This is a genomic window from Escherichia coli (assembly GCF_036503815.1).
Taxonomy (GTDB): Bacteria; Pseudomonadota; Gammaproteobacteria; order Enterobacterales; family Enterobacteriaceae; genus Escherichia; species Escherichia coli_F.
The window spans coordinates 3,739,762-3,761,064 of record NZ_AP027764.1 but is presented as its reverse complement, the minus strand read 5'-3'; the positions used below and the strand labels follow the sequence as shown (position 1 = coordinate 3,761,064).

Genomic DNA, 21,303 nt, shown 5'->3' with positions numbered 1-21,303 from the left:
TTTGGAAACAAAGATGGCAAAACTTACCTTACAAGAGCAGTTGCTCAAAGCAGGATTAGTCACCAGCAAAAAAGCGGCGAAGGTCGAGAGAACGGCGAAAAAATCGCGCGTTCAGGCGCGTGAGGCTCGGGCGGCGGTAGAAGAAAATAAAAAGGCACAGCTTGAGCGTGATAAACAGCTTAGCGAGCAGCAAAAACAAGCGGCACTGGCGAAAGAATATAAAGCTCAGGTGAAGCAGCTTATTGAAATGAACCGGATCACCATTGCCAATGGCGATATCGGTTTTAACTTTACCGATGGCAATCTGATTAAGAAGATTTTTGTCGATAAGCTCACGCAAACGCAGTTGATTAATGGTCGTCTGGCGATTGCACGTTTGCAGATCGATAACAATAGCGAAGGTGAATACGCCATTATTCCCGCCAGCGTTGCCGATAAAATTGCTCAGCGTGACGCCAGCAGTATTGTGTTGCACAGCGCGCTCAGCGCCGAAGAGCAGGATGAAGACGATCCGTATGCCGACTTTAAAGTGCCTGATGATTTGATGTGGTAATCATCGATAAGCCGTGCACAGATGCCTGATGCGATGCTTTGCGCGTCTTATCATGCCTACGGCTCATGGGCGAAATGTAGGCCGGATAAGGCGTTCACGCCGCATCCGGCAGTTGTGCGCAGATGCCTGATGCGACGCTATGCGCGTCTTATCATGCCTACGGTTTATGGGCGAAATGTAGGCGGATAAGGCGTTCACGCCGCATCCGGCTGGCGTGCGCGGATGCTCAACGCATATTCAGTTTATTGGCGTGGTAGGCAATATGCTCGCCAATAAAACTGGAGACAAAATAATAGCTGTGATCATAACCCTCGTGATAACGGATTAACGTTTTGATATTCATCTCCTGGCAGATCTTTTCAAGATTTGGAGTCCGCAGCTGTTCTGCGTAAAAATCATCACTCAATCCTTGATCAACCATGATTTCCGCAACGCGTTGACCTTGTGAAATAAGGCTAACCGGATCGTAATCCAACCAGGCATCTTTATTTTCACCAAGATATGCGGCAAAGGCTTGCTGTCCCCACGGTACTTGCGATGGGGAGACAATGGGCGAAAACGCCGAGACGCTGACATATTCATCTGGGTTACGTAACGCCAGCACCAGCGCGCCCAGCCCGCCCATTGAATGACCCGCGATTGACTTTCTGGTCGTTGCCGGAAAATGTTGCATCACTAAATCCGGCAGCTCGTTGTGGATATAATCATACATTTTGTAATGTTCATTCCACGGCGCTTGCGTTGCGTTCAGGTAAAACCCGGCACCTTGCCCGAGATCGTAACGGTCGGCATCTGCGACATGACTGCCTCGCGGACTGGTGTCCGGCGCAACAACAATAATGTTGTGCTCAGCCGCGTAACGTTGCATCCCCGATTTAGTAATGAAATTCTGCTCGTTACAGGTCAGGCCCGAAAGCCAGTACAGTACCGGCAATTTTTCATTCCCGGCTTTTGGTGGGAGATAGACGCCGACATTCATTTCACATTTCAGTGATTGGGAATAATGCCGATACACATTTTGCCAGCCGCCAAAGCTGGCATGTTTTTCAATGAGTTCCATCAGTCATTATCTCATGGTTAATCCCCGGACGGCTGCCCGGGGAGAGTATTAAGAACCCCGCCTGAACTGGACGGGGTAAAAACTGCGGGAAATCAGTAACGAATTACAGTTCGAATGGATTTGCCTTCATGCATCAGGTCGAAGGCGTCATTAATTTCATCCAGGCTCATGGTATGCGTGACAAACGGTTCCAGATCGATATCGCCTTTCATCGCATCTTCAACCATACCCGGTAACTGGGAACGACCTTTCACGCCGCCAAACGCGGAACCTTTCCATACGCGACCGGTGACCAACTGGAATGGACGGGTGGAGATTTCCTGACCGGAACCCGCGACCCCGATGATCACCGACTGACCCCAGCCGCGGTGCGCACTTTCCAGCGCCGCACGCATCACGTTGACGTTACCGATGCATTCAAAGGTATGGTCGATACCCCATTTGTTGATATCCAGCAGGACATCTTTAATCGGTTTGTCGTAGTCATTCGGGTTAATGCAGTCGGTAGCACCGAAGCGACGCGCCAGATCGAATTTCTTCGGGTTGGTATCAATAGCGATAATCCGTCCCGCTTTCGCCTGACGCGCGCCCTGAACCACTGCCAGACCAATCGCGCCAAGACCAAACACGGCAACAGAATCACCTGGCTGGACTTTAGCAGTGTTATGCACCGCGCCAATGCCAGTGGTTACGCCACAGCCCAGCAGGCAGACGTGTTCATGGTTTGCTTCTGGATTAATTTTGGCCAGAGACACTTCCGCAACCACGGTGTATTCACTGAATGTAGAGCATCCCATGTAGTGATACAGCGGCTGCCCGTTGTAAGAAAAACGGGTGGTGCCGTCTGGCATCAGGCCTTTGCCCTGAGTCTCGCGAACTGCGACACAGAGGTTAGTTTTGCCGGAACGACAGAACTCACACTCGCCGCACTCTGCGGTATAAAGCGGGATCACATGGTCGCCAGGTTTGACGCTGGTTACGCCTTCACCGACTTCAACCACAACGCCGGCCCCTTCGTGACCGAGAACTACCGGGAATACACCTTCCGGGTCATCGCCGGAGAGGGTAAATGCGTCGGTATGGCAAACGCCGGTATGGGTGACTTTAATCAGCACTTCACCTTTTTTCGGTGGTGCAACGTCAATTTCAACGATTTCCAGCGGTTTACCGGGAGCAAATGCAACGGCAGCACGTGATTTCATCTCTCGCTCTTCCTCAATATGGTAATAGATTCAGCTATTTAAGATAGGCACGAACCAGTTCAATAGTGTCGTCAACGGATTGGCTGACTTCGCGGCTGTAGCAGTCATTTCGGTCAAACGTTTCCCGGATATGGCTTTCAAGCACTTCTGCCATCAGCCCGTTAGCCGCGCCCCGAACGGCAGCGATCTGTTGGAGTATGGCACGGCATTCGGCATCACCCTCCAGCGACCGTTCCAGAGCATCAATTTGCCCCCGAATACGACGAACTCGAGTAAGGACCTTTTTCTTCTCTTCCGGAGTACTGGGCATTTCGCACCTCATCATCTGCACGCAATATACTATAGGGGGGTATGCTATATGTCAATGCATACCCCCCTATAGTATATAACACTGGAGAATAATTGTTGTCCGACGTCTAAACAGGTGAACGGTCCCTCAAGACAGGTTGGGACCGTTTATGTGCTATTTTTATGCCGCATCCGCTAAAACAAACATCCCGTAAGGATGGATTTCGAGGTAATAGTGTTCACCAATATCGGGCTGTAAACGGGTGGCGTTGACTTGCAATAAAATCTCCTGACCATGCCATTCTACGGTCACTTCGTACTGCGGCCCCATGTAGGCGACATGGCGAATAACACAACGCTGACTCTCTTCGCCGTGATTGCTTAAGGTGATGGCTTCCGGACGAACGCCGACGGTGCCGCTACCTTGCGCCGGGAAATGCGCCGCGCGCGGCAGGCGATAACCGTAGATATCGACATACTCTTCGCGAAAGTTCGCCGGGAACAGGTTGGCGTCGCCCATAAAACTTGCCATAAAGCGGGAGGCGGGCTGACGATAGAGATCCTGCGGTGAACCAATCTGCATGATGTGACCTTTATTCATCACCAACACGGTGTCGGACACCGCGAAAGCTTCACTTTGATCGTGAGTCACATAGAGCGAAGTGATGTTAAATTGCTTTTGCAGCTCGCGGATTTTATCGCGCATGCTGCGACGCAGGTTGGCATCGAGGTTACTTAACGGCTCATCAAACAGCAGCACTTTAGGCTTAAGGATCAACGCACGGGCCAGAGCCACACGCTGTTGCTGACCACCGGAAATCTGGTCGACATAGCGGTCTTCGAATCCTTCCAGATCCACCATTGCTAGCGCATCTTTCACCCGCTGCTTCACTTCACTACGCGACACGCCAAGCATTTTCAGCCCATAGCCAACGTTTTCGCCCAGCGACATATGTGGGAACAGAGCGTATGACTGAAACACCATGCAGATATCGCGTTGCTGAATGGAACGATGCGTGACATCTTCGCCATCTATAAAAATTTGCCCTTCGCTCGGTTTTTCCAGCCCGGCAACCAGACGCAGAATGGTGGTTTTGCCGCATCCGGAAGGACCGAGCAGCGTCACCATTTGCCCTTGTGGGATGGTGAGATTTATATTGTCGATAACCGTATTACTGCCGAATCGTTTAGTGACGTTGCGCAGTTCCACAAAATTTTTCTGACTCATAGTGCGCTCCATTACGCCTGGTTTTTGGCTTTAGAACGGGAAATACGTGCTTCACCGATCAGCCAGTCAAAGAGGAAAATAATCGCCAGCATCACCACGATCAGAATCGAACCGTAGGCGATGGCTACGCCATATTCGCCGTCTTCTACGCGGTTAAGGATGTAGGCGGTTGCCACGCGTGTGTCCGGCGTGACGAGAAAGACGATGGCGCTGACTGTCGTGATAGCCCGCACAAAACTGTAAATCAGGGCCGAGAGAATGGCTGGGCGTAACAGCGGCAGTAAAATGTGGGTTATGGTTCGCAGTGAACCCGCGCGCAGGCTGAGTGAGGCTTCATCCAGCGATTTGTCGATCTGCCCCAGACCTGCAATCCCGGCGCGAATACCCACCGGAACGTTACGCATCACCATCGAGATAATCACTATTGCCGCCGTTCCGGTGAGATAGACTGGGGCGCTATTAAAGGCAAGAATATACGAGACACCCGCCACTGTACCCGGTACGGCAAAGCACAACATGGTGGTGAACTCGATGGTCTTTTTGCCTTTGAATTGTTGGCGCACCACCACCCAGGCGATGAGCAGGCCAAAGATAGCGGTAATGGGGGCGGCAATCCCGGCGTAGAGCAGGGTATCCAACAGTGAAGGCCACGCGCCGTCGCTCATCCCCTGACCAAATAACTTGATAAAGTTATCCAGCGTCAGGGTGTAGTCAACGCCCCAGTTCACGGTGAAGCTGCCGTAGAAAATGCTGCCATAGAGCAGGGCGTTAAAGGCAATCCATATCGCAAGTATGGCGACCACGCTCCACACCAGGGTGACCGGTAGTGGCTGGACATCGCCGCGGTAGGACTTTCCGGAAACCGTGACGTAAGAGCGTTTACCAATCCACATATACTGGACGCAGAACACCAGTAGCGAGAACAGCAGCAGGAAAGCGCCAAGGGTGCTGGCGGCCTGATAATCCAGCTGCGAGCCGGTAATGTAGAAGTAAATTTGCGTCGCCAGTACGTCGAAGTTGCCGCCAAGCACCAGCGGGTTACTGAAGTCAGCCAGTGACTGCACCACGACGATTAAAAAGGCATTGGCAAGCGCGGGCTTTAACAACGGCACAAACACACCGTTAAAGGTTTGCCAGCGACTGGCGCGCAGGGTGTAGGAGGCTTCTTCCAGCGAGGGATGAATGGTTTTAATGGCCCCATCGAGGATCATAAAAGCCATTGGCGTAAATGCCAGGACCTGTGCCAGCCAGATCCCGGTAAAACCATACAGCCAGTTGGTGTTGGTCAGCCCAAACAACTCCACCATAAATTCCGTTATGTAGCCGGAGCGCCCCATCATGAGCGTAACGCCTAAGCCGACCACAAACGGTGGCGTGACAATTGGCAGAATGGAAAAGATGCGGCCGATTACGGCGCTGCGTTTAGCGATGCGCGTGGTATATATCGCCAGCACCAGACCGAAGAAAGTACAGCCAATACCCACCGCTATCGATAAGACGATGGAGTTGACGATTACCTGAACAATATGTGCCTGCGAGAGCACATTCATAAACGCCAGTGGGGCGAACTCTCCCGCGTCGTTGGTGAACATCGGGATAAAAATGGCGATGCTCGGCCAGACGATAAAAATGCCAATCAGCGCCACAATCGCAATCAGCGAGCCGATCACAAAGCGGTCGCCACCCAGCCATTCGAGGCGGGTTAAGGCCAGCGTCATTATCGCGCTTAATTCGATAAACAGCACGATGGCGGCGTAGCCTAGACCGCGGCCAACGATGGTGGCACTGATGACCATAAACGCTAAACAAAGCAATGCCCAGCCGGCATCAAAATAATGACGGCTGCGCTGCTCGCGTTTGGCCTCATTAAACGGGCGAACCAGCAGCAAACTCGGGAGTAAATACCACAGCCAGCTGATATTAAAATGCGACCAGCTGTACGCCTCGAGGATCTCATCACTCGTGGACTCCAGCAGACCATAATCGAGGCTCCAGCTCGGCAACAGGATAAATGCCAGCCAGCCCAGCAAAACCCAAAGGAAAATCGCATCCCGCTTTTTCGCGGGATGGAGTGCAAGTGTCTGTGACATAGCAGTTCCGGTATGGTTGGCCGGGGCAGGCGTCTGTGCTGCACCCGGCAAGTGCACGCAATGCGGGTTTATTTACCCATCTTCACTTCGCTGACCCATTTATTAATTAATGCCTTACGAACATCAGTTGAACCGTATTTATCCATGTCGTAGTTGATTAATTTCAGGTCGTCGAGCTTCAGCGAGTTTGGCGACGTTTCGGCGGTGGTATTGGTCAGGATCTGATAAGACTTCCCTTTCTTCCACGCCAGTTCCTGAGCTTCTTTTGATAATACCCAGTCCACGAACAGTTTGGCGTTGTCGAGGTTGCGCGCACCTTTCAGAATGCTGACGCCGCCTATTTCGTAGCCCGTACCTTCACACGGGGAAATCAACTCCAGTGGTGCGCCCTGTTCTTTTTCCAGCGAGTAGTCATGCAGGAAACCAATACCAATCGCCGTTTCGCCGCGGGCGGCGTTACGTGCCGGGGCAATGCCTGATTTGGTGTACTGGGAGACGTTGGTGTTAAGTTGTTTTAGATAATCAAAGGCCTGATCTTCCCCCCACAGCTGCGCAAAGGTAGCCAGCGCGGTGTAGGCGGTACCGGAACTTTGTGGATCGGCAATCTGAATTTCGCCTTTATATTCAGGTTTGGTGAGATCTTTCCAGCACTTCGGCACAGGCAGGTTTTTCTCTTTCAGACGCTCTGTGTTGACGCCAAACCCGAGGATCCCCACATAAACGGCGGAGGAAAGGTTTCCTTTCACTTTTGCCGGATCGCGGAATTTTTCCATGATCTGTTCAAGGTTAGGCGATTTATATGCCTGTAACAGGCCCATCTCGCCGGCCTGCGACTGCGGGTCTAAGGTGCCGCCGTACCAGACGTCAGCCTGTGGGTTTTTCTTTTCAGCATCGACTTTTGCCAGGGTGCTACCGGAGCCGTTGCGGATAAACGAGGTTTTCACATCATATTTCTCGCCAAACGCTTTGGTTTCGGTCTCACACATTTCATTGGTGGCGCTGCAATAGACCACCAGTCGACCTTTCGCTTGTGCGGCACCCGTTAAGGTTGCCAGCGCAACGGCAGAAGCAATCAGAGTAGAGGTAAGGGGCATTTTCATTGTTTTATCCTTCGAGCGTGAGTGGTGGTGATGCCCGCCATCAGTAACGGCATCAGCAGTAAACCCATAAGTACTGCGGCGACCGAGAGTAAACTGAACATTCCTGACCAGCCGTAGCGTTCGATAACCAGCGACAACGGCCAGCCTGCCAGCGCCGCACCGAGATAGGCGAACAGGCCGAGAAATCCGGTAATTGAACCCGCCGCAGCTTTGTGTCCACATTCCACTGCCGCAAGTCCAATCAGCATTTGCGGGCCAAAGACAAAAAAGCCCACAGTAAAAAAGCACACAGCCAGAAGGGCATAGTGATGAACCGGTGCCAACCAGAGTGCAGCGACCGAAACCATCAACCCAAGGGTAAACAGCAAAATCATGGGGGCTCGCTGCCCGCTAAACAGCAAATCCGAACCCCATCCGGCAAATAACGCGCCGAGTAAGCCGCCCACTTCAAACAGCATTACCGTGGCGTTGGCGCTGACTAGGTTGACGCCGTGGCTTTCCGTCAGCCAGATATTGCCCCAGTCGTTTAACGCAATCCGGATCACATAAACCAGTACATAAGAGACACCCAGCAGCCAGATCATCGGATTTTGCAGCATTGTGGTGCGCAACATTTGCCACAGACCCATCGGCGGACTTTGTTGTTCCTGACGTAACTCCAGCGGATCGTGACGCCAGTGACCCACCGTCGGTAATCCCTCTTCCTGGGGCGTGCCTTTGAGTTGTAGCGTTAACCAGATCCCTAATGCCATGCTGATAATCCCCGGTGTCAGCATCGCGGCCTGCCAGCCCCACCAGTGGGCGGCAAAGGCGCTAATCAGCGGAATAATCGCTCCGCCAATGTTGATCGACATATTCCAGCAGCCCCACCAGAAACCACGTTCATTACGGGAGTACCAATGGGTCAGTAAGCGGGCACACGGTGGCCACCCCCAGCCTTGAAAAAATCCGTTCAGTGTCCAGACCACAAGCAGAAGCGTAAGTGATTCGCCAAAGGCAAACACCATGTTCAATAGCCCAGTGGCGAACAAGCCGACGCCCATAAAACCGCGTTGTCCGTGGCTGTCATGCCACAGTCCGGCGGTAAATTTCGACAATCCGTAGCTGAGATAAAACAGCGAACCCAGCAGGCCAATGTCGCCTTTATCCAGTCCGAGGTCGGTTTGCAGCGCCGGAAGGACGTAATTCACGCTTTTTCGCGTCAGATAAAATGCGGCGTAGCCAATAATCATGCACATCAGCAATCGCGGACGTAATGTCCGGTAGCATTGATTAATCTCTCTCGCTGAACGCGCGTGCATGGTCGTCTCCATGTTGCTGACTATATGAAAATGAAAGTGAAAGAGGATGAGAGAAAATCCGGGATGCCTAAGACTTTTTCCTGGTTATCCGGCGATTTGTTGCAAAAATGTGGGCAGGTTAACAATTACTCGCGTACCGTTATGTTTTTCGAGCGTTAAGTCGCCGCCCAGGGCACTGACGCGTTCACGCATCCCCTGAATGCCAAATCCGGTCATTTTCCCGCTGGCGATTCCTATACCGTTGTCGCTGACCTCCAGGTGCAATATCTCTCCCTGCTGGCGCAGAATAATCGTCACTTCGCTGGCTTCGGCGTGTTTACAGACGTTATTGAGTAACTCCTGCAATAACCGATACAGTGTAAAGCGAACCGTTTCGTTTTCTGGCGTGGTGGTTAGTTGATAGGTAAACTGGCAATGAATGCCGCGTTCACTAAAGGCAAATTCATTAATCAGATGAAGTAATGCTTCGCGGAATGTCAGTTCATCAAGCGCGGGTGGCCGCAACTGGCGCAGCAACTGGCGGGTGGAGAGATGAATGCGGCGGGCGAGTTCGTTGATTTGGCTAGCTGCGGAATGAACTTGCGCCGGATCGCGTGCCCGCGTCACCAGTTGCGACTGGATCTGAATGGCGGTAATGTTCTGACCGATTTCGTCGTGCAGCTCGCGAGCCAGGCTTTTACGCGTGTCTTCCTCGGTGTGGATCAGCTTTTCAGCCAATGCCCGCCGTGCTGCCAGTTCTGCCTCCAGTCGCTGACGGTAATGATGCAGGTTTAGCGCCAGATGTTGCTGGCGACTGATGGCAATGCCCAGGCCAATTCCCAGCAATGCCTGGGTTGCGAGAAAAATCTCCAGTTCCACCAGGTTACTAAAGCCCACGCCAATCTGGCGGGCAATAGTGATCATCATGCTGCCCAAAAGCCCCGAGAGTACGCCACCTTGCCAGCCAAATTTCCAAGCCATGACCACATTGGGTAGAAATACCACGATCAGCAGCAGGCGTTCGATTTCAGGCGACAACACCATCTGGGTGCCGATACCAATAATAAAAAATAGGCTACACCAGATGATTAAAGAGGTTCGCAAGGGGGGATTATGCGTATCGAGTCTCAGAAGCTGATAGCGATGCTGCTGGCGCAGAAACTCAAAGATGAGATAGACAAACGGCGTCAACAATACGCCGCCGGTAAATGAGGTCAGACCGGGCAGCATTATTGGGCCTGACATAAAAGGGGTTAGCATGGCTGTATTCAGCAATGAAGCTGCTGTTACTGAGGCTAACAGCAACGTCAGACGCTGCCAGTAAAGTGGAAAACGGTGCCAGACGTTTTGTGCAAGGATGGCAGGAAGCAGGCTAATAACCGGCGTTGCCAGCATGAGATAGCCGTTCAACAGTTGCTCGCTGTGCAGCCAGAACATCATCAGCAAAGGGGGGAGCACCAACGCAGGCCAGTAACGGCGAGAGAGCAAAATAAGAAGAGCGAGGTAAACTCCGTGCGGCAGAAATAACACTGCCTGTTGACCGTTATTGGTCAGATAAAAGCTGAGCGTCCACAACATCAGCCAGCCGCTTCCCCATGCCAGCACAATAAACAGCGAAATCACCCAATGACGAAGGTTACGCGACATTAATGCCCCGCCAGCAGATGGTGATTGAGTGCAAAATGCACCAGCTCAATGGTGCTATGACAGTTCAGTTTTCCCAGCACGTTGGCGCGATGTACATGTACCGTTTTATGGCTGAGTTCGAGCTTAAAGGCGATCTCTTTTACACTGTCGCCTTTGACTAATAAATCAAACACTTCACGTTCTCGTGGGGTGAGAATTTCCAGCGCCTGGGCGGGTTGCCCGCCGCCGCGTAAAGCCCGAATTGCATCGGCGCAGAGATAATGCCCGCCCATCCCGACCGAGCGCACCGCCTGCACTAACTCTTCCGGCCCACAGCGTTTGGTCAAATAGCCGCTGGCACCAGCATCCAAAGCGCTTTGTACAAAGGTTGGCGTGTCATAAATGCTAAGAATAATGGCGCGGAATTGCGGTTTTTGTGCACGTAGACGCTTAAGCAGACTGAGGCCGTTTTCGTCCGGCATGGCAATATCAATGACGGCAACATTAACGTCATTATGAGTTAATGCCGACCATGCCTGCGCGGCACAACTGTACTGACCAATGACCTCCAGATCGTCTTCCAGAGATAGTAACTGTGCGAAGCCAGAGCGCACCACCACATGGTCATCCACCAGCACAACCCTAATCATACTTTTCTTCTCTTATTATCTCATTCTCCTATCATGCATCACGGCGCGTCGCTGGCAATCAACCAGCGACAGATATGGAATGGATGTAACAAAATGGCAATAATTTGCCGGAGAGCGAACATCTGATCTGGTTTGTGAATCGGCATGCTACATTCGCCCAAGCTGCAAAATGCGTAAACTCGCTAACCATTGCCAGTTTTTTTCTAAAAACGCTTTGTTCTTAACAAGACGTTTTAATTCCTTTATCAAACTGACCCGCAACGAAATACTGCTCCCATAACAAGACAGGGGAGCAGACAATCATGGCAATTTCATCGCGTAACACACTTCTTGCCGCACTGGCATTCATCGCTTTTCAGGCACAGGCGGTGAACGTCACCGTGGCCTATCAAACCTCCGCTGAACCGGCGAAAGTGGCTCAGGCTGATAACACCTTTGCTAAAGAGAGCGGGGCGACGGTGGACTGGCGCAAGTTTGACAGCGGAGCCAGCATCGTGCGGGCGCTGGCTTCAGGCGATGTCCAAATCGGTAACCTCGGTTCCAGCCCATTAGCGGTGGCAGCCAGCCAACAGGTGCCGATTGAAGTCTTCTTACTGGCGTCAAAACTGGGTAACTCCGAAGCGCTGGTGGTGAAGAAAACCATCAGCAAACCCGAAGATCTCATTGGCAAACGCATTGCCGTACCGTTTATCTCCACCACGCATTACAGCTTGCTGGCGGCGCTGAAACACTGGGGCATAAAACCCGGACAAGTGGAGATTGTGAACCTGCAGCCGCCCGCGATTATCGCCGCCTGGCAGAGGGGAGACATTGATGGTGCTTATGTCTGGGCACCGGCGGTTAACGCCCTGGAAAAAGACGGCAAGGTGCTGACCGATTCTGAACAGGTCGGGCAGTGGGGCGCGCCGACACTGGACGTCTGGGTGGTGCGCAAAGATTTTGCCGAGAAACATCCTGAGGTAGTGAAAGCGTTCGCTAAAAGCGCCATCGATGCTCAGCAACCGTACATTGCTAACCCAGACGCGTGGCTGAAACAGCCGGAAAACATCAGCAAACTGGCGCGTTTAAGCGGCGTGCCGGAAGGTGACGTTCCGGGGCTGGTGAAGGGGAATACCTATCTGACGCCGCAGCAACAAACGGCAGAACTGACTGGACCGGTGAACAAAGCGATCATCGATACCGCGCAGTTTTTGAAAGATCAGGGCAAAGTCCCTGCCGTGGCGAATGATTACAGCCAGTACGTGACCTCGCGCTTTGTGCAATAAAAGGAGGCGCAGATGCTGCAAATCTCTCATCTTTACGCCGATTATGGCGGCAAACCGGCGTTGGAAGATATCAACCTGACGCTGGAAAGCGGCGAGCTTCTGGTGGTTCTGGGACCGTCTGGCTGCGGCAAAACCACCTTGCTGAATCTGATTGCCGGTTTTGTGCCTTATCAGCATGGCAGCATTCAACTGGCGGGTAAGTGCATTGAGGGACCGGGCGCAGAGCGGGGCGTGGTTTTTCAGAATGAAGGGCTGTTGCCGTGGCGTAATGTGGTAGACAACGTGGCATTCGGCCTGCAACTGGCAGGTGTAGAGAAAGTACAGCGCCTGGAAATCGCGCACCAGATGCTGAAAAAAGTGGGGCTAGAAGGCGCAGAAAAACGCTACATTTGGCAGCTTTCCGGCGGTCAACGTCAGCGGGTGGGGATTGCCCGCGCGTTGGCGGCGAATCCTCAGCTGTTATTACTCGACGAACCATTTGGCGCGCTGGATGCCTTCACCCGCGACCAAATGCAAACCCTGCTGCTGAAACTCTGGCAGGAGACGGGCAAGCAGGTGCTGTTGATTACCCACGATATAGAAGAAGCGGTGTTTATGGCGACTGAGCTGGTACTGCTTTCACCCGGCCCTGGCCGTGTGTTGGAACGGCTGCCGCTCAACTTCGCCCGCCGCTTTGTTGCCGGGGAACCGAGCCGCAGCATCAAGTCCGATCCACAATTCATCGCCATGCGCGAATATGTTTTAAGCCGCGTATTTGAGCAACGGGAGGCGTTCTCATGAGTGTGCTCATTAATGAAAAACTGCATTCGCATCGGCTGAAATGGCGCTGGCCGCTCTCGCGTCAGGTGACCTTAAGCATTGGCACGTTAGCGGTTTTACTCACGGTATGGTGGGCGGTGGCGGCGCTGCAACTGATTAGCCCGCTGTTTTTGCCGCCGCCGCAACAGGTACTGGCAAAACTACTCACCATTGCAGGACCGCAGGGATTTATGGACGCCACCTTGTGGCAGCATCTGGCAGCCAGCCTGACGCGCATTATGTTCGCGTTACTTGCGGCAGTGTTAATCGGCATTCCGGTTGGGATCGCCATGGGGCTAAGTCCGACGGTGCGGGGCATTCTGGATCCGATAATCGAGCTTTATCGTCCGGTGCCGCCGCTGGCTTATTTGCCGTTGATGGTGATCTGGTTTGGTATTGGTGAAACCTCAAAGATCTTACTGATCTATTTAGCGATTTTTGCGCCGGTGGCGATGTCGGCGCTGGCGGGGGTGAAAAGCGCGCAGCAGGTTCGCATTCGTGCCGCCCAGTCGCTGGGTGCCAGCCGTGCGCAGGTGCTGTGGTTTGTTATTTTGCCCGGCGCGCTGCCGGAAATTCTCACCGGATTACGCATTGGTCTGGGTGTGGGCTGGTCTACCCTGGTGGCGGCGGAGTTGATTGCCGCGACGCGCGGTTTGGGTTTTATGGTCCAGTCAGCGGGTGAATTTCTCGCGACTGACGTGGTGCTGGCGGGGATCGCGGTGATTGCGATTATCGCCTTTCTTTTAGAACTGGGTCTGCGCGCGTTACAGCGCCGCCTGACGCCCTGGCATGGAGAAGTACAATGAGTGAACGTCTGAGCATTACCCCGCTGGGGCCGTATATTGGCGCACAAATTACGGGTGTCGACCTGACGCGCCCGTTAAGTGATAACCAGTTTGAACAGCTTTACCATGCGGTGCTGCGTCATCAGGTGGTGTTTCTGCGTGAACAGGCCATTACGCCGCAGCAGCAACGCGCGCTGGCCCAACGTTTTGGCGAACTGCATATTCATCCTGTTTACCCTCATGCCGAAGGGGTTGACGAGATTATCGTACTGGATACTCATAACGATAATCCGCCGGATAACGATAACTGGCACACCGATGTGACATTTATTGAAACGCCACCCGCAGGGGCGATTCTGGCGGCGAAAGAGTTACCCTCGACCGGCGGCGATACGCTATGGAGCAGCGGTATTGCGGCCTATGAGGCGCTCTCAGTTCCCTTCCGTCAACTATTGAGCGGGTTACGTGCGGAGCATGATTTCCGTAAATCGTTCCCGGAATACAAGTACCGCAAAACCGAGGAGGAGCATCAACGCTGGCACGAGGCGGTCGCGAAAAATCCACCGTTACTCCATCCGGTTGTGCGAACGCATCCGGTGACCGGTAAACAGGCGCTGTTTGTGAACGAAGGCTTTACTACGCGAATTGTTGACGTCAGCGAGAAAGAGAGCGAAGCCTTGTTAGGTTTTTTGTTTGCCCATATCACTAAACCGGAGTTTCAGGTACGTTGGCGCTGGCAACCGAATGATATTGCGATTTGGGATAACCGAGTGACTCAGCACTATGCCAATGCGGATTACCTGCCACAGCGGCGGATTATGCATCGGGCGACGATTCTTGGGGAGATTCCGTTTTATCGGGCGGGGTAAAGGGGAAATGCCGGGTTGGATAACCCGGCATAATGATCATTAACGCAGAATCTTCTTCTCAGCCAGATCCAGCGCAAAGTAGCTGAAAATCAGATCCGCACCCGCACGCTTAATTGAACCTAAGCTTTCGAGCACGACTTTCTCTTCATCTATAGCACCCGCCAGCGCGGCGAACTTAATCATCGCGTACTCACCGCTCACCTGATACGCACCAATCGGCAATTCAGTACGCTCACGCAGCTCACGCACGATGTCGAGGTACGCTCCGGCTGGTTTAACCATCAGGCAGTCTGCGCCCTGGGCTTCATCCAGCAGTGACTCACGAATCGCCTCGCGACGGTTCATTGGGTTCATCTGATAACTTTTGCGGTCGCCTTTTAATGCGCTTCCGGCAGCTTCACGGAACGGACCATAAAAGGAAGAGGCGAACTTGGTCGAATACGACATGATCGCCGTATCTTTAAAGCCCGCAGCGTCCAGCGCCTGGCGAATCGCTTGTACCTGGCCATCCATTGCGGCGGAAGGGGCGATGAAGTCTGCACCTGCAGCAGCTGCAACCACGGCCTGCTTGCCTAAATTTTCCAGGGTCGCGTCGTTGTCCACGCCATGCTCGCACAGCACACCGCAGTGACCGTGAGATGTGTATTCACAGAAGCAGGTGTCTGACATAACGATCATTTCTGGCACGGTCTGCTTGCAGATGCGCGACATACGCGCCACCAGACCATCTTCCCGCCAGGCATCGCTGCCGGTTTCATCGGTATGGTGAGAGATGCCGAAAGTCATCACGGAACGAATACCGGCGTTGGCGATGCGTTCAATTTCGCGTGCCAGATGTTTCTCTGGAATGCGCATCACGCCTGGCATGGCTTCAACGGCTTTGTAGTCGTCAATTTCTTCTTCAACAAAGATCGGCAACACCAGGTCGTTAAGGCTAAGTGTTGTCTCTTCAAACATAGCGCGCAGCGCAGGAGATTTGCGCAGGCGACGAGGGCGTTGGATTAAATCTGTCATGGTCTGCCTGATGTTTGTGGAATCGAGGGGCATAGTATACCTGAAGCAGGGTGGGGATGTTTTACGAAAGTTGTCGCGATGTTGACAAGAAGAGAATGAATGAGAGGTCAGGACATCTTTGTAATAGAAATAGCAATAAATTTATATTCATTGAAAATATTTTTAATTTTTATTTATAGCTATAGGTTATTGTTTTTGGGGATTTGGTGACGTTTTCAAAAAGTGAATAGCGTAAAGTTCATTGCGTATTGATACATTATTTGTCTAGTTTGGTTGTTTTATATTTTTATGGTCTATGCTTTAAAATTGGCGCTTTCATTAACCTATTGAAATAATGTATTTTTGTTATTTATTTCTTTATGTGTGTTCACGTGCTTTATATATGTCCGCAATCGGACTTAGGGGAAAGAATAATTGAACCATTCCTCTATAACGCCGCATAATCGTAAACGCGAAACATAATATGTTTTCTATGCATTGATAATTGATGGATCAACTTATTACGTCCCTGAGGAGGGATGACAAATGCACTCCTGGAAAAAGAAACTTGTAGTATCACAATTAGCATTGGCTTGCACTCTGGCTATCACCTCTCAGGCTAATGCAGCAAACTATGATACCTGGACTTATATCGATAATCCCGTTACAGCACTCGATTGGGATCATATGGATAAGGCTGGCACTGTAGATGGCAACTATGTTAACTATAGTGGTTTTGTCTATTACAACAACACCAATGGTGATTTCGATCAGTCCTTTAACGGCGATACCGTTAACGGCACGATCTCAACCTATTATTTGAACCATGATTATGCAGACAGTACTGCTAATCAGCTTGATATCAGTAATTCAGTGATTCACGGTTCGATTACTTCTTTGAAGCCAGGCGGTTATTATGATCGTTTGGATGCAGATGGTGATCTTCTGGTTGGATATGATTTTTACACTGATGCTGTTGTTGACACAAACTGGCGTGATGGTGATGTTTTCACTCTTAACATTGCTAACACTACCATTGATGATGATTATGAAGCGTTTTACTTCACTGATTCTTATAAAGATGGTGATGTAACCAAACACACAAATGAGACATTTGATACCAGTGAAGGTGTTGCTGTTAATCTTGATGTAGAAAGTAACATCAATATTTCCAATAACTCCCGCATTGCAGGTATTGCATTATCTCAAGGTAATACTTACAACGAAACTTATACTACCGAATCTCATACTTGGGATAACAATATCTCTGTAAAAGATTCCACAGTGACTTCTGGTTCAGACATTATTCTGGATAGCGATACTTATGTCAAAACAGGACACTTTGGCAACTCTAGTGAACCGAGTGATTATACCGGTCCGGGAGATGTTGCAATGTCCTTCACTGATTCAGGTTCCGACTATGCAATGAAGAACAACGTATACTTCAGCAATTCAACGCTGATGGGCGATGTTGCATTTGACAGCACCTGGAATAGTAATTTTGATCCGAACGGTCATGATTCCAACGGTGACGGGGTGAAAGATACCAACGGTGGTTGGACTGATGATAGCCTCAACGTTGATGAACTGAACCTCACTCTTGATAACGGAAGCAAGTGGGTTGGTCAGGCAATTTATAACGTTGCTGAAACGTCAGCAATGTATGATGTTGCTACAAACAGCCTTACTCCTGATGCAACATATGAAAACAATGACTGGAAACGTGTTGTTGATGACAAGGTCTTCCAGAGCGGTGTATTTAACGTAGCGTTGAACAACGGTTCTGAATGGGATACTACAGGTCGTTCCGTCGTTGATACCTTGACAGTTAATAATGCTTCTCAGGTTAATGTTTCGGAATCTAAATTAACTTCAGATACTATCGATTTAACTAACGGTTCTTCGCTGAACATTGGTGAAGATGGTTACGTTGATACCGATCATCTGACTATTAACTCCTACAGTACTGTTGCGTTGACCGAATCTACAGGTTGGGGTGCTGATTACAACCTGTACGCCAATACCATCACCGTAACTAACGGTGGTGTATTGGATGTGAACGTTGATCAGTTCGATACTGAAGCTTTCCGTACTGACAAACTGGAACTGACCAGCGGCAACATTGCTGACAATAACGGTAACGTAGTATCTGGTGTGTTCAATATCCATAGCAGCGATTATGTTCTGAACGCTGATCTTGTGAACGACCGTACCTGGGATACTACCAAGTCTAACTACGGTTACGGTATTGTTGCTATGAACTCTGATGGTCACCTGACTATCAACGGTAACGGCGATGTAGACAATGGTACTGAACTGGATAACAGCTCTGTTGACAACGTTGTTGCTGCAACCGGTAACTACAAAGTTCGTATCGACAACGCAACTGGCGCTGGCGCAATCGCTGATTACAAAGATAAAGAAATTATCTACGTAAACGACGTCAACACCAACGCGACCTTCTCTGCTGCTAACAAAGCTGACCTGGGTGCATACACCTATCAGGCTGAGCAGCGCGGTAACACCGTTGTTCTGCAACAGATGGAGCTGACCGACTACGCTAACATGGCGCTGAGCATCCCGTCTGCAAACACCAATATCTGGAACCTGGAACAAGACACCGTTGGTACTCGTCTGACCAACTCTCGTCATGGCCTGGCTGATAACGGCGGCGCATGGGTAAGCTACTTCGGTGGTAACTTCAACGGCGACAACGGCACCATTAACTATGATCAGGATGTAAACGGCATCATGGTCGGTGTTGATACCAAAGTTGACGGTAACAACGCTAAGTGGATCGTCGGTGCGGCTGCAGGCTTCGCTAAAGGTGACATGAATGACCGTTCTGGTCAGGTGGATCAAGACAGCCAGACTGCCTACATCTACTCTTCTGCTCACTTCGCGAACAACGTCTTTGTTGATGGTAGCTTGAGCTACTCTCACTTCAACAACGACCTGTCTGCAACCATGAGCAACGGTACTTACGTTGACGGTAGCACCAACTCCGACGCTTGGGGCTTCGGTTTGAAAGCCGGTTACGACTTCAAACTGGGTGATGCTGGTTACGTGACTCCTTACGGCAGCATTTCTGGTCTGTTCCAGTCTGGTGATGACTACCAGCTGAGTAACGACATGAAAGTTGACGGTCAGTCTTACGACAGCATGCGTTATGAACTGGGTGTAGATGCAGGTTATACCTTCACCTACAGCGAAGACCAGGCTCTGACTCCGTACTTCAAACTGGCTTACGTCTACGACGACTCTAACAACGATAACGATGTGAACGGTGATTCCATCGATAACGGTACTGAAGGGTCTGCGGTACGTGTTGGTCTGGGTACTCAGTTCAGCTTCACCAAGAACTTCAGCGCCTATACCGATGCTAACTACCTCGGTGGTGGTGACGTAGATCAAGACTGGTCCGCGAATGTGGGTGTTAAATATACCTGGTAATATTCTTCACTCCGAAGAAATAGGTAATTTAATCTAAATAATGCCCGTCAAGGATTTGACGGGCATTACTGCAAAGGACGCGCAAATGTTATCTGTAGTTAAACCTCTTCAGGAATTTGGTAAGCTCGATAAATGTTTGTCCAGATACGGCACGCGCTTCGAGTTTAATAATGAAAAGCAAGTTATATTTTCAAGTGATGTCAATAGCGAAGATACTTTCGTTATTTTAGAGGGCGTTATCTCTCTGCGTAGAGAAGAAAACGTACTTATCGGTATTACCCAGGCTCCTTATATTATGGGACTGGCTGATGGTTTAATGAAAAACGATATACCATACAAATTAATATCAGAAGGAAATTGTATGGGATATCATCTGCCAGCCAAACAAACCATTACCCTTATTGAACAAAATCAACTCTGGCGAGACGCTTTTTACTGGTTAGCCTGGCAAAATAGAATTCTGGAATTACGTGACGTACAGCTCATTGGGCATAATTCCTACGAACAAATCCGCGCCACGTTATTATCAATGATTGACTGGAATGAAGAATTGCGCTCACGTATTGGCGTGATGAATTATATCCATCAACGTACACGCATATCGCGTTCTGTCGTCGCAGAAGTTCTCGCTGCTTTACGTAAAGGCGGCTATATCGAAATGAATAAAGGCAAACTGGTCGCTATCAACCGTTTGCCTTCAGAGTATTAATCAGGACGCGGGGATGACCAACGGTTTATTCCCGCTCAGTTCGGTCACCAGGTCATTGATGCCATCGCTCATATTTTTAAAGCGCGTCAATGGCGAACGAGTGACCACCACAAATGCGCCAATATTCTTCTGCGGGATCATCGCCATATAGGTAATGAAACCGCCACCACCACCTGTCTTCTGAATAATCCCTGGACGACCCTCTTTCGGGGCCATATATACCCAGCCTAAACCAAGCGCATCCGCTTTGCCGGGGACATCCATGCCAATCACTTTTGTAAACTGCGCTCGCTGATAAATCAACGTCTGCATGCGATCTGCCTGGTTACTGCGCTGATAAAAATCAGATGACAAATACTGCTGCATCCAGCGCATCATATCGCCAGGCGTGGAATAGACGCCGCCGCTGCCAATTGCCGCCAGCGTGTTATTGCATGGACTGGCACCACGCTCAGCAACCATTAAACGTCGGCACTGATCCGGCGATGGAGTATAGGTCGTGTCTTTCATCCCCAACGGACGGGTAATCTGCTCTTCAAACAACTGGGTATAAGGCTTGCCAGAAGCATTCGCCAGTGCATCTGCCAGCAGGTCGAACGCAAGGTTAGAGTATGCCGCCTGACTGCCTGGCGCGGCTTTCAGCTTCGCCGTAGAAAGGTATTTCCAGCGTTGCTCGCGCGTTGGCCAGACAAACACTGGACGATGTGCCGCACCTCCCGGCTGTTCACGGGGCAGGGCACTGGTATGGGTTGCCAGATTCACCAGGGTAATAGGCGTGCCATTGTAAGTCGGCACGCGTGCGCCTGGTGGAGCATATTTACTTAGCGGATCGTTTAACTTCACGGTCCCCTGGTCGAGCAATTTCACCAGCAACTCACTGGTCATTAGCTTGGTAAGCGAAGCAATACGCACGACCGAATCCAGCTGCGGGCGAACGTTATTACCCGGGCGCGTTTCGCCATAACTGCGAAAGACGCGCTGGTTACCGTCGATAACAACCAGCGCCATCCCCGTGGCACCACTGCCATAAAAAATATGATCGGCATAACGATCGACAATATCAGAGGCGAACTCCGGTTCAGTGATCGGCTGCGCCGCATGGACGGGGGTCAATAACGCCGCACAAAGCACGGCAGAAAAAAGCAGACTACGTTTCAACGGTGGTGTCCATAGATTGAATGAAGGTAACTGAGCGTATTTATACTACTCATTGATGGATTGCAAAGGGCGAATTAGTGCAATAATAGTGTTAAAAACGTAACGGCGCGTAAACACGATCTTTTTCCTGCTCACCAATGCCTGCATTTGTGATCCTGCGCGTGTTAATCCGCTAATGTAAACAATCTTTGGTTTG

At 50.9% G+C, this 21,303-nt stretch carries 18 protein-coding genes; 7 read left to right on the top strand and 11 right to left on the bottom strand.

Annotated features, from left to right (window positions below):
* Positions 1-13: 13 nt before the first annotated feature.
* Positions 14-553 carry a DUF2058 domain-containing protein gene (gene yaiL / locus AABJ99_RS17985; protein WP_001096712.1) on the top strand — a complete coding sequence of 180 codons (540 nt, stop codon included), beginning with the start codon at positions 14-16 and terminating at the stop codon, positions 551-553.
* A 226-nt stretch (positions 554-779) separates the two neighbouring features.
* Here yaiL and fghA read toward each other — a convergent pair whose 3' ends face one another.
* From fghA to AABJ99_RS17940, 9 genes are all read right to left on the bottom strand, one after another.
* Entirely contained in the window at positions 780-1,613 is an 834-nt protein-coding gene (fghA, locus tag AABJ99_RS17980; RefSeq protein ID WP_039021951.1) for an S-formylglutathione hydrolase, read from the bottom strand.
* A 92-nt stretch (positions 1,614-1,705) separates the two neighbouring features.
* The gene (gene frmA / locus AABJ99_RS17975; RefSeq protein ID WP_000842102.1) at positions 1,706-2,815 is read right to left on the bottom strand and encodes an S-(hydroxymethyl)glutathione dehydrogenase; all 1,110 of its coding nucleotides are present in this window, start codon (positions 2,813-2,815) and stop codon (positions 1,706-1,708) included.
* Positions 2,816-2,849: 34 nt separating this feature from the next.
* Positions 2,850-3,125 (bottom strand): formaldehyde-responsive transcriptional repressor FrmR, encoded by a 276-nt coding sequence (frmR, locus tag AABJ99_RS17970; RefSeq protein ID WP_001141271.1) that lies wholly within the window; start codon positions 3,123-3,125, stop codon positions 2,850-2,852.
* 159 nt (positions 3,126-3,284) lie between these two features.
* Positions 3,285-4,331 carry a ferric ABC transporter ATP-binding protein gene (gene fbpC / locus AABJ99_RS17965; protein WP_039021005.1) on the bottom strand — a complete coding sequence of 349 codons (1,047 nt, stop codon included), beginning with the start codon at positions 4,329-4,331 and terminating at the stop codon, positions 3,285-3,287.
* An 11-nt stretch (positions 4,332-4,342) separates the two neighbouring features.
* A complete protein-coding gene (locus AABJ99_RS17960) occupies positions 4,343-6,421 on the bottom strand; it encodes an ABC transporter permease (RefSeq protein ID WP_039021004.1) in 2,079 nt (692 codons plus the stop codon).
* 68 nt (positions 6,422-6,489) lie between these two features.
* A complete protein-coding gene (locus tag AABJ99_RS17955; protein ID WP_000783756.1) occupies positions 6,490-7,521 on the bottom strand; it encodes an ABC transporter substrate-binding protein in 1,032 nt (343 codons plus the stop codon).
* Entirely contained in the window at positions 7,518-8,822 is a 1,305-nt protein-coding gene (uhpC, locus tag AABJ99_RS17950; protein ID WP_039021003.1) for an MFS transporter family glucose-6-phosphate receptor UhpC, read from the bottom strand. The genes AABJ99_RS17955 and uhpC overlap by 4 nt, the downstream gene beginning before the upstream one ends.
* A gap of 84 nt (positions 8,823-8,906) precedes the next feature.
* Entirely contained in the window at positions 8,907-10,448 is a 1,542-nt protein-coding gene (locus tag AABJ99_RS17945; protein ID WP_000089295.1) for an MASE1 domain-containing sensor histidine kinase, read from the bottom strand.
* Positions 10,448-11,077, bottom strand: a complete 630-nt coding sequence (locus AABJ99_RS17940; protein WP_032183432.1) for a response regulator transcription factor — start codon at positions 11,075-11,077, stop codon at positions 10,448-10,450. The genes AABJ99_RS17945 and AABJ99_RS17940 overlap by 1 nt, the downstream gene beginning before the upstream one ends.
* A gap of 302 nt (positions 11,078-11,379) precedes the next feature.
* Between AABJ99_RS17940 and tauA the strand changes: the two genes are divergently transcribed.
* The 4 genes from tauA to tauD are packed head-to-tail and all read left to right on the top strand — an operon-like array spanning position 11,380 to position 14,794.
* Complete coding sequence (gene tauA, locus AABJ99_RS17935) at positions 11,380-12,342, top strand: taurine ABC transporter substrate-binding protein (protein ID WP_001018415.1); 963 nt, start codon at positions 11,380-11,382, stop codon at positions 12,340-12,342.
* Positions 12,343-12,354: 12 nt separating this feature from the next.
* A complete protein-coding gene (gene tauB / locus AABJ99_RS17930; RefSeq protein WP_039021002.1) occupies positions 12,355-13,122 on the top strand; it encodes a taurine ABC transporter ATP-binding subunit in 768 nt (255 codons plus the stop codon).
* Positions 13,119-13,946: a taurine ABC transporter permease TauC gene (gene tauC / locus AABJ99_RS17925; RefSeq protein ID WP_039021001.1), complete on the top strand. Its 828-nt coding sequence runs from the start codon at positions 13,119-13,121 to the stop codon at positions 13,944-13,946. Before tauB ends, tauC begins: the two co-directional genes overlap by 4 nt.
* Positions 13,943-14,794: a taurine dioxygenase gene (gene tauD, locus AABJ99_RS17920; RefSeq protein ID WP_039021000.1), complete on the top strand. Its 852-nt coding sequence runs from the start codon at positions 13,943-13,945 to the stop codon at positions 14,792-14,794. Before tauC ends, tauD begins: the two co-directional genes overlap by 4 nt.
* Positions 14,795-14,833: 39 nt before the next feature.
* On the opposite strand, the gene hemB is transcribed toward tauD, so the two are convergent.
* The gene (gene hemB, locus AABJ99_RS17915; protein ID WP_001295337.1) at positions 14,834-15,808 is read right to left on the bottom strand and encodes a porphobilinogen synthase; all 975 of its coding nucleotides are present in this window, start codon (positions 15,806-15,808) and stop codon (positions 14,834-14,836) included.
* Positions 15,809-16,333: 525 nt separating this feature from the next.
* On the opposite strand from hemB, the gene AABJ99_RS17910 reads away from it, so the two are divergent.
* On the top strand, positions 16,334-19,240 hold the full coding sequence (locus AABJ99_RS17910; protein ID WP_039020999.1) for an autotransporter outer membrane beta-barrel domain-containing protein: 2,907 nt from the start codon (positions 16,334-16,336) through the stop codon (positions 19,238-19,240).
* 85 nt (positions 19,241-19,325) lie between these two features.
* Positions 19,326-19,949: a hydrogen peroxide resistance inhibitor IprA gene (gene iprA / locus AABJ99_RS17905; RefSeq protein WP_039020998.1), complete on the top strand. Its 624-nt coding sequence runs from the start codon at positions 19,326-19,328 to the stop codon at positions 19,947-19,949.
* On the opposite strand, the gene ampH is transcribed toward iprA, so the two are convergent.
* Positions 19,950-21,107, bottom strand: coding sequence for a D-alanyl-D-alanine-carboxypeptidase/endopeptidase AmpH (ampH, locus tag AABJ99_RS17900; RefSeq protein WP_000830728.1), 1,158 nt, complete (start codon positions 21,105-21,107; stop codon positions 19,950-19,952).
* Positions 21,108-21,303 lie beyond the last annotated feature (196 nt).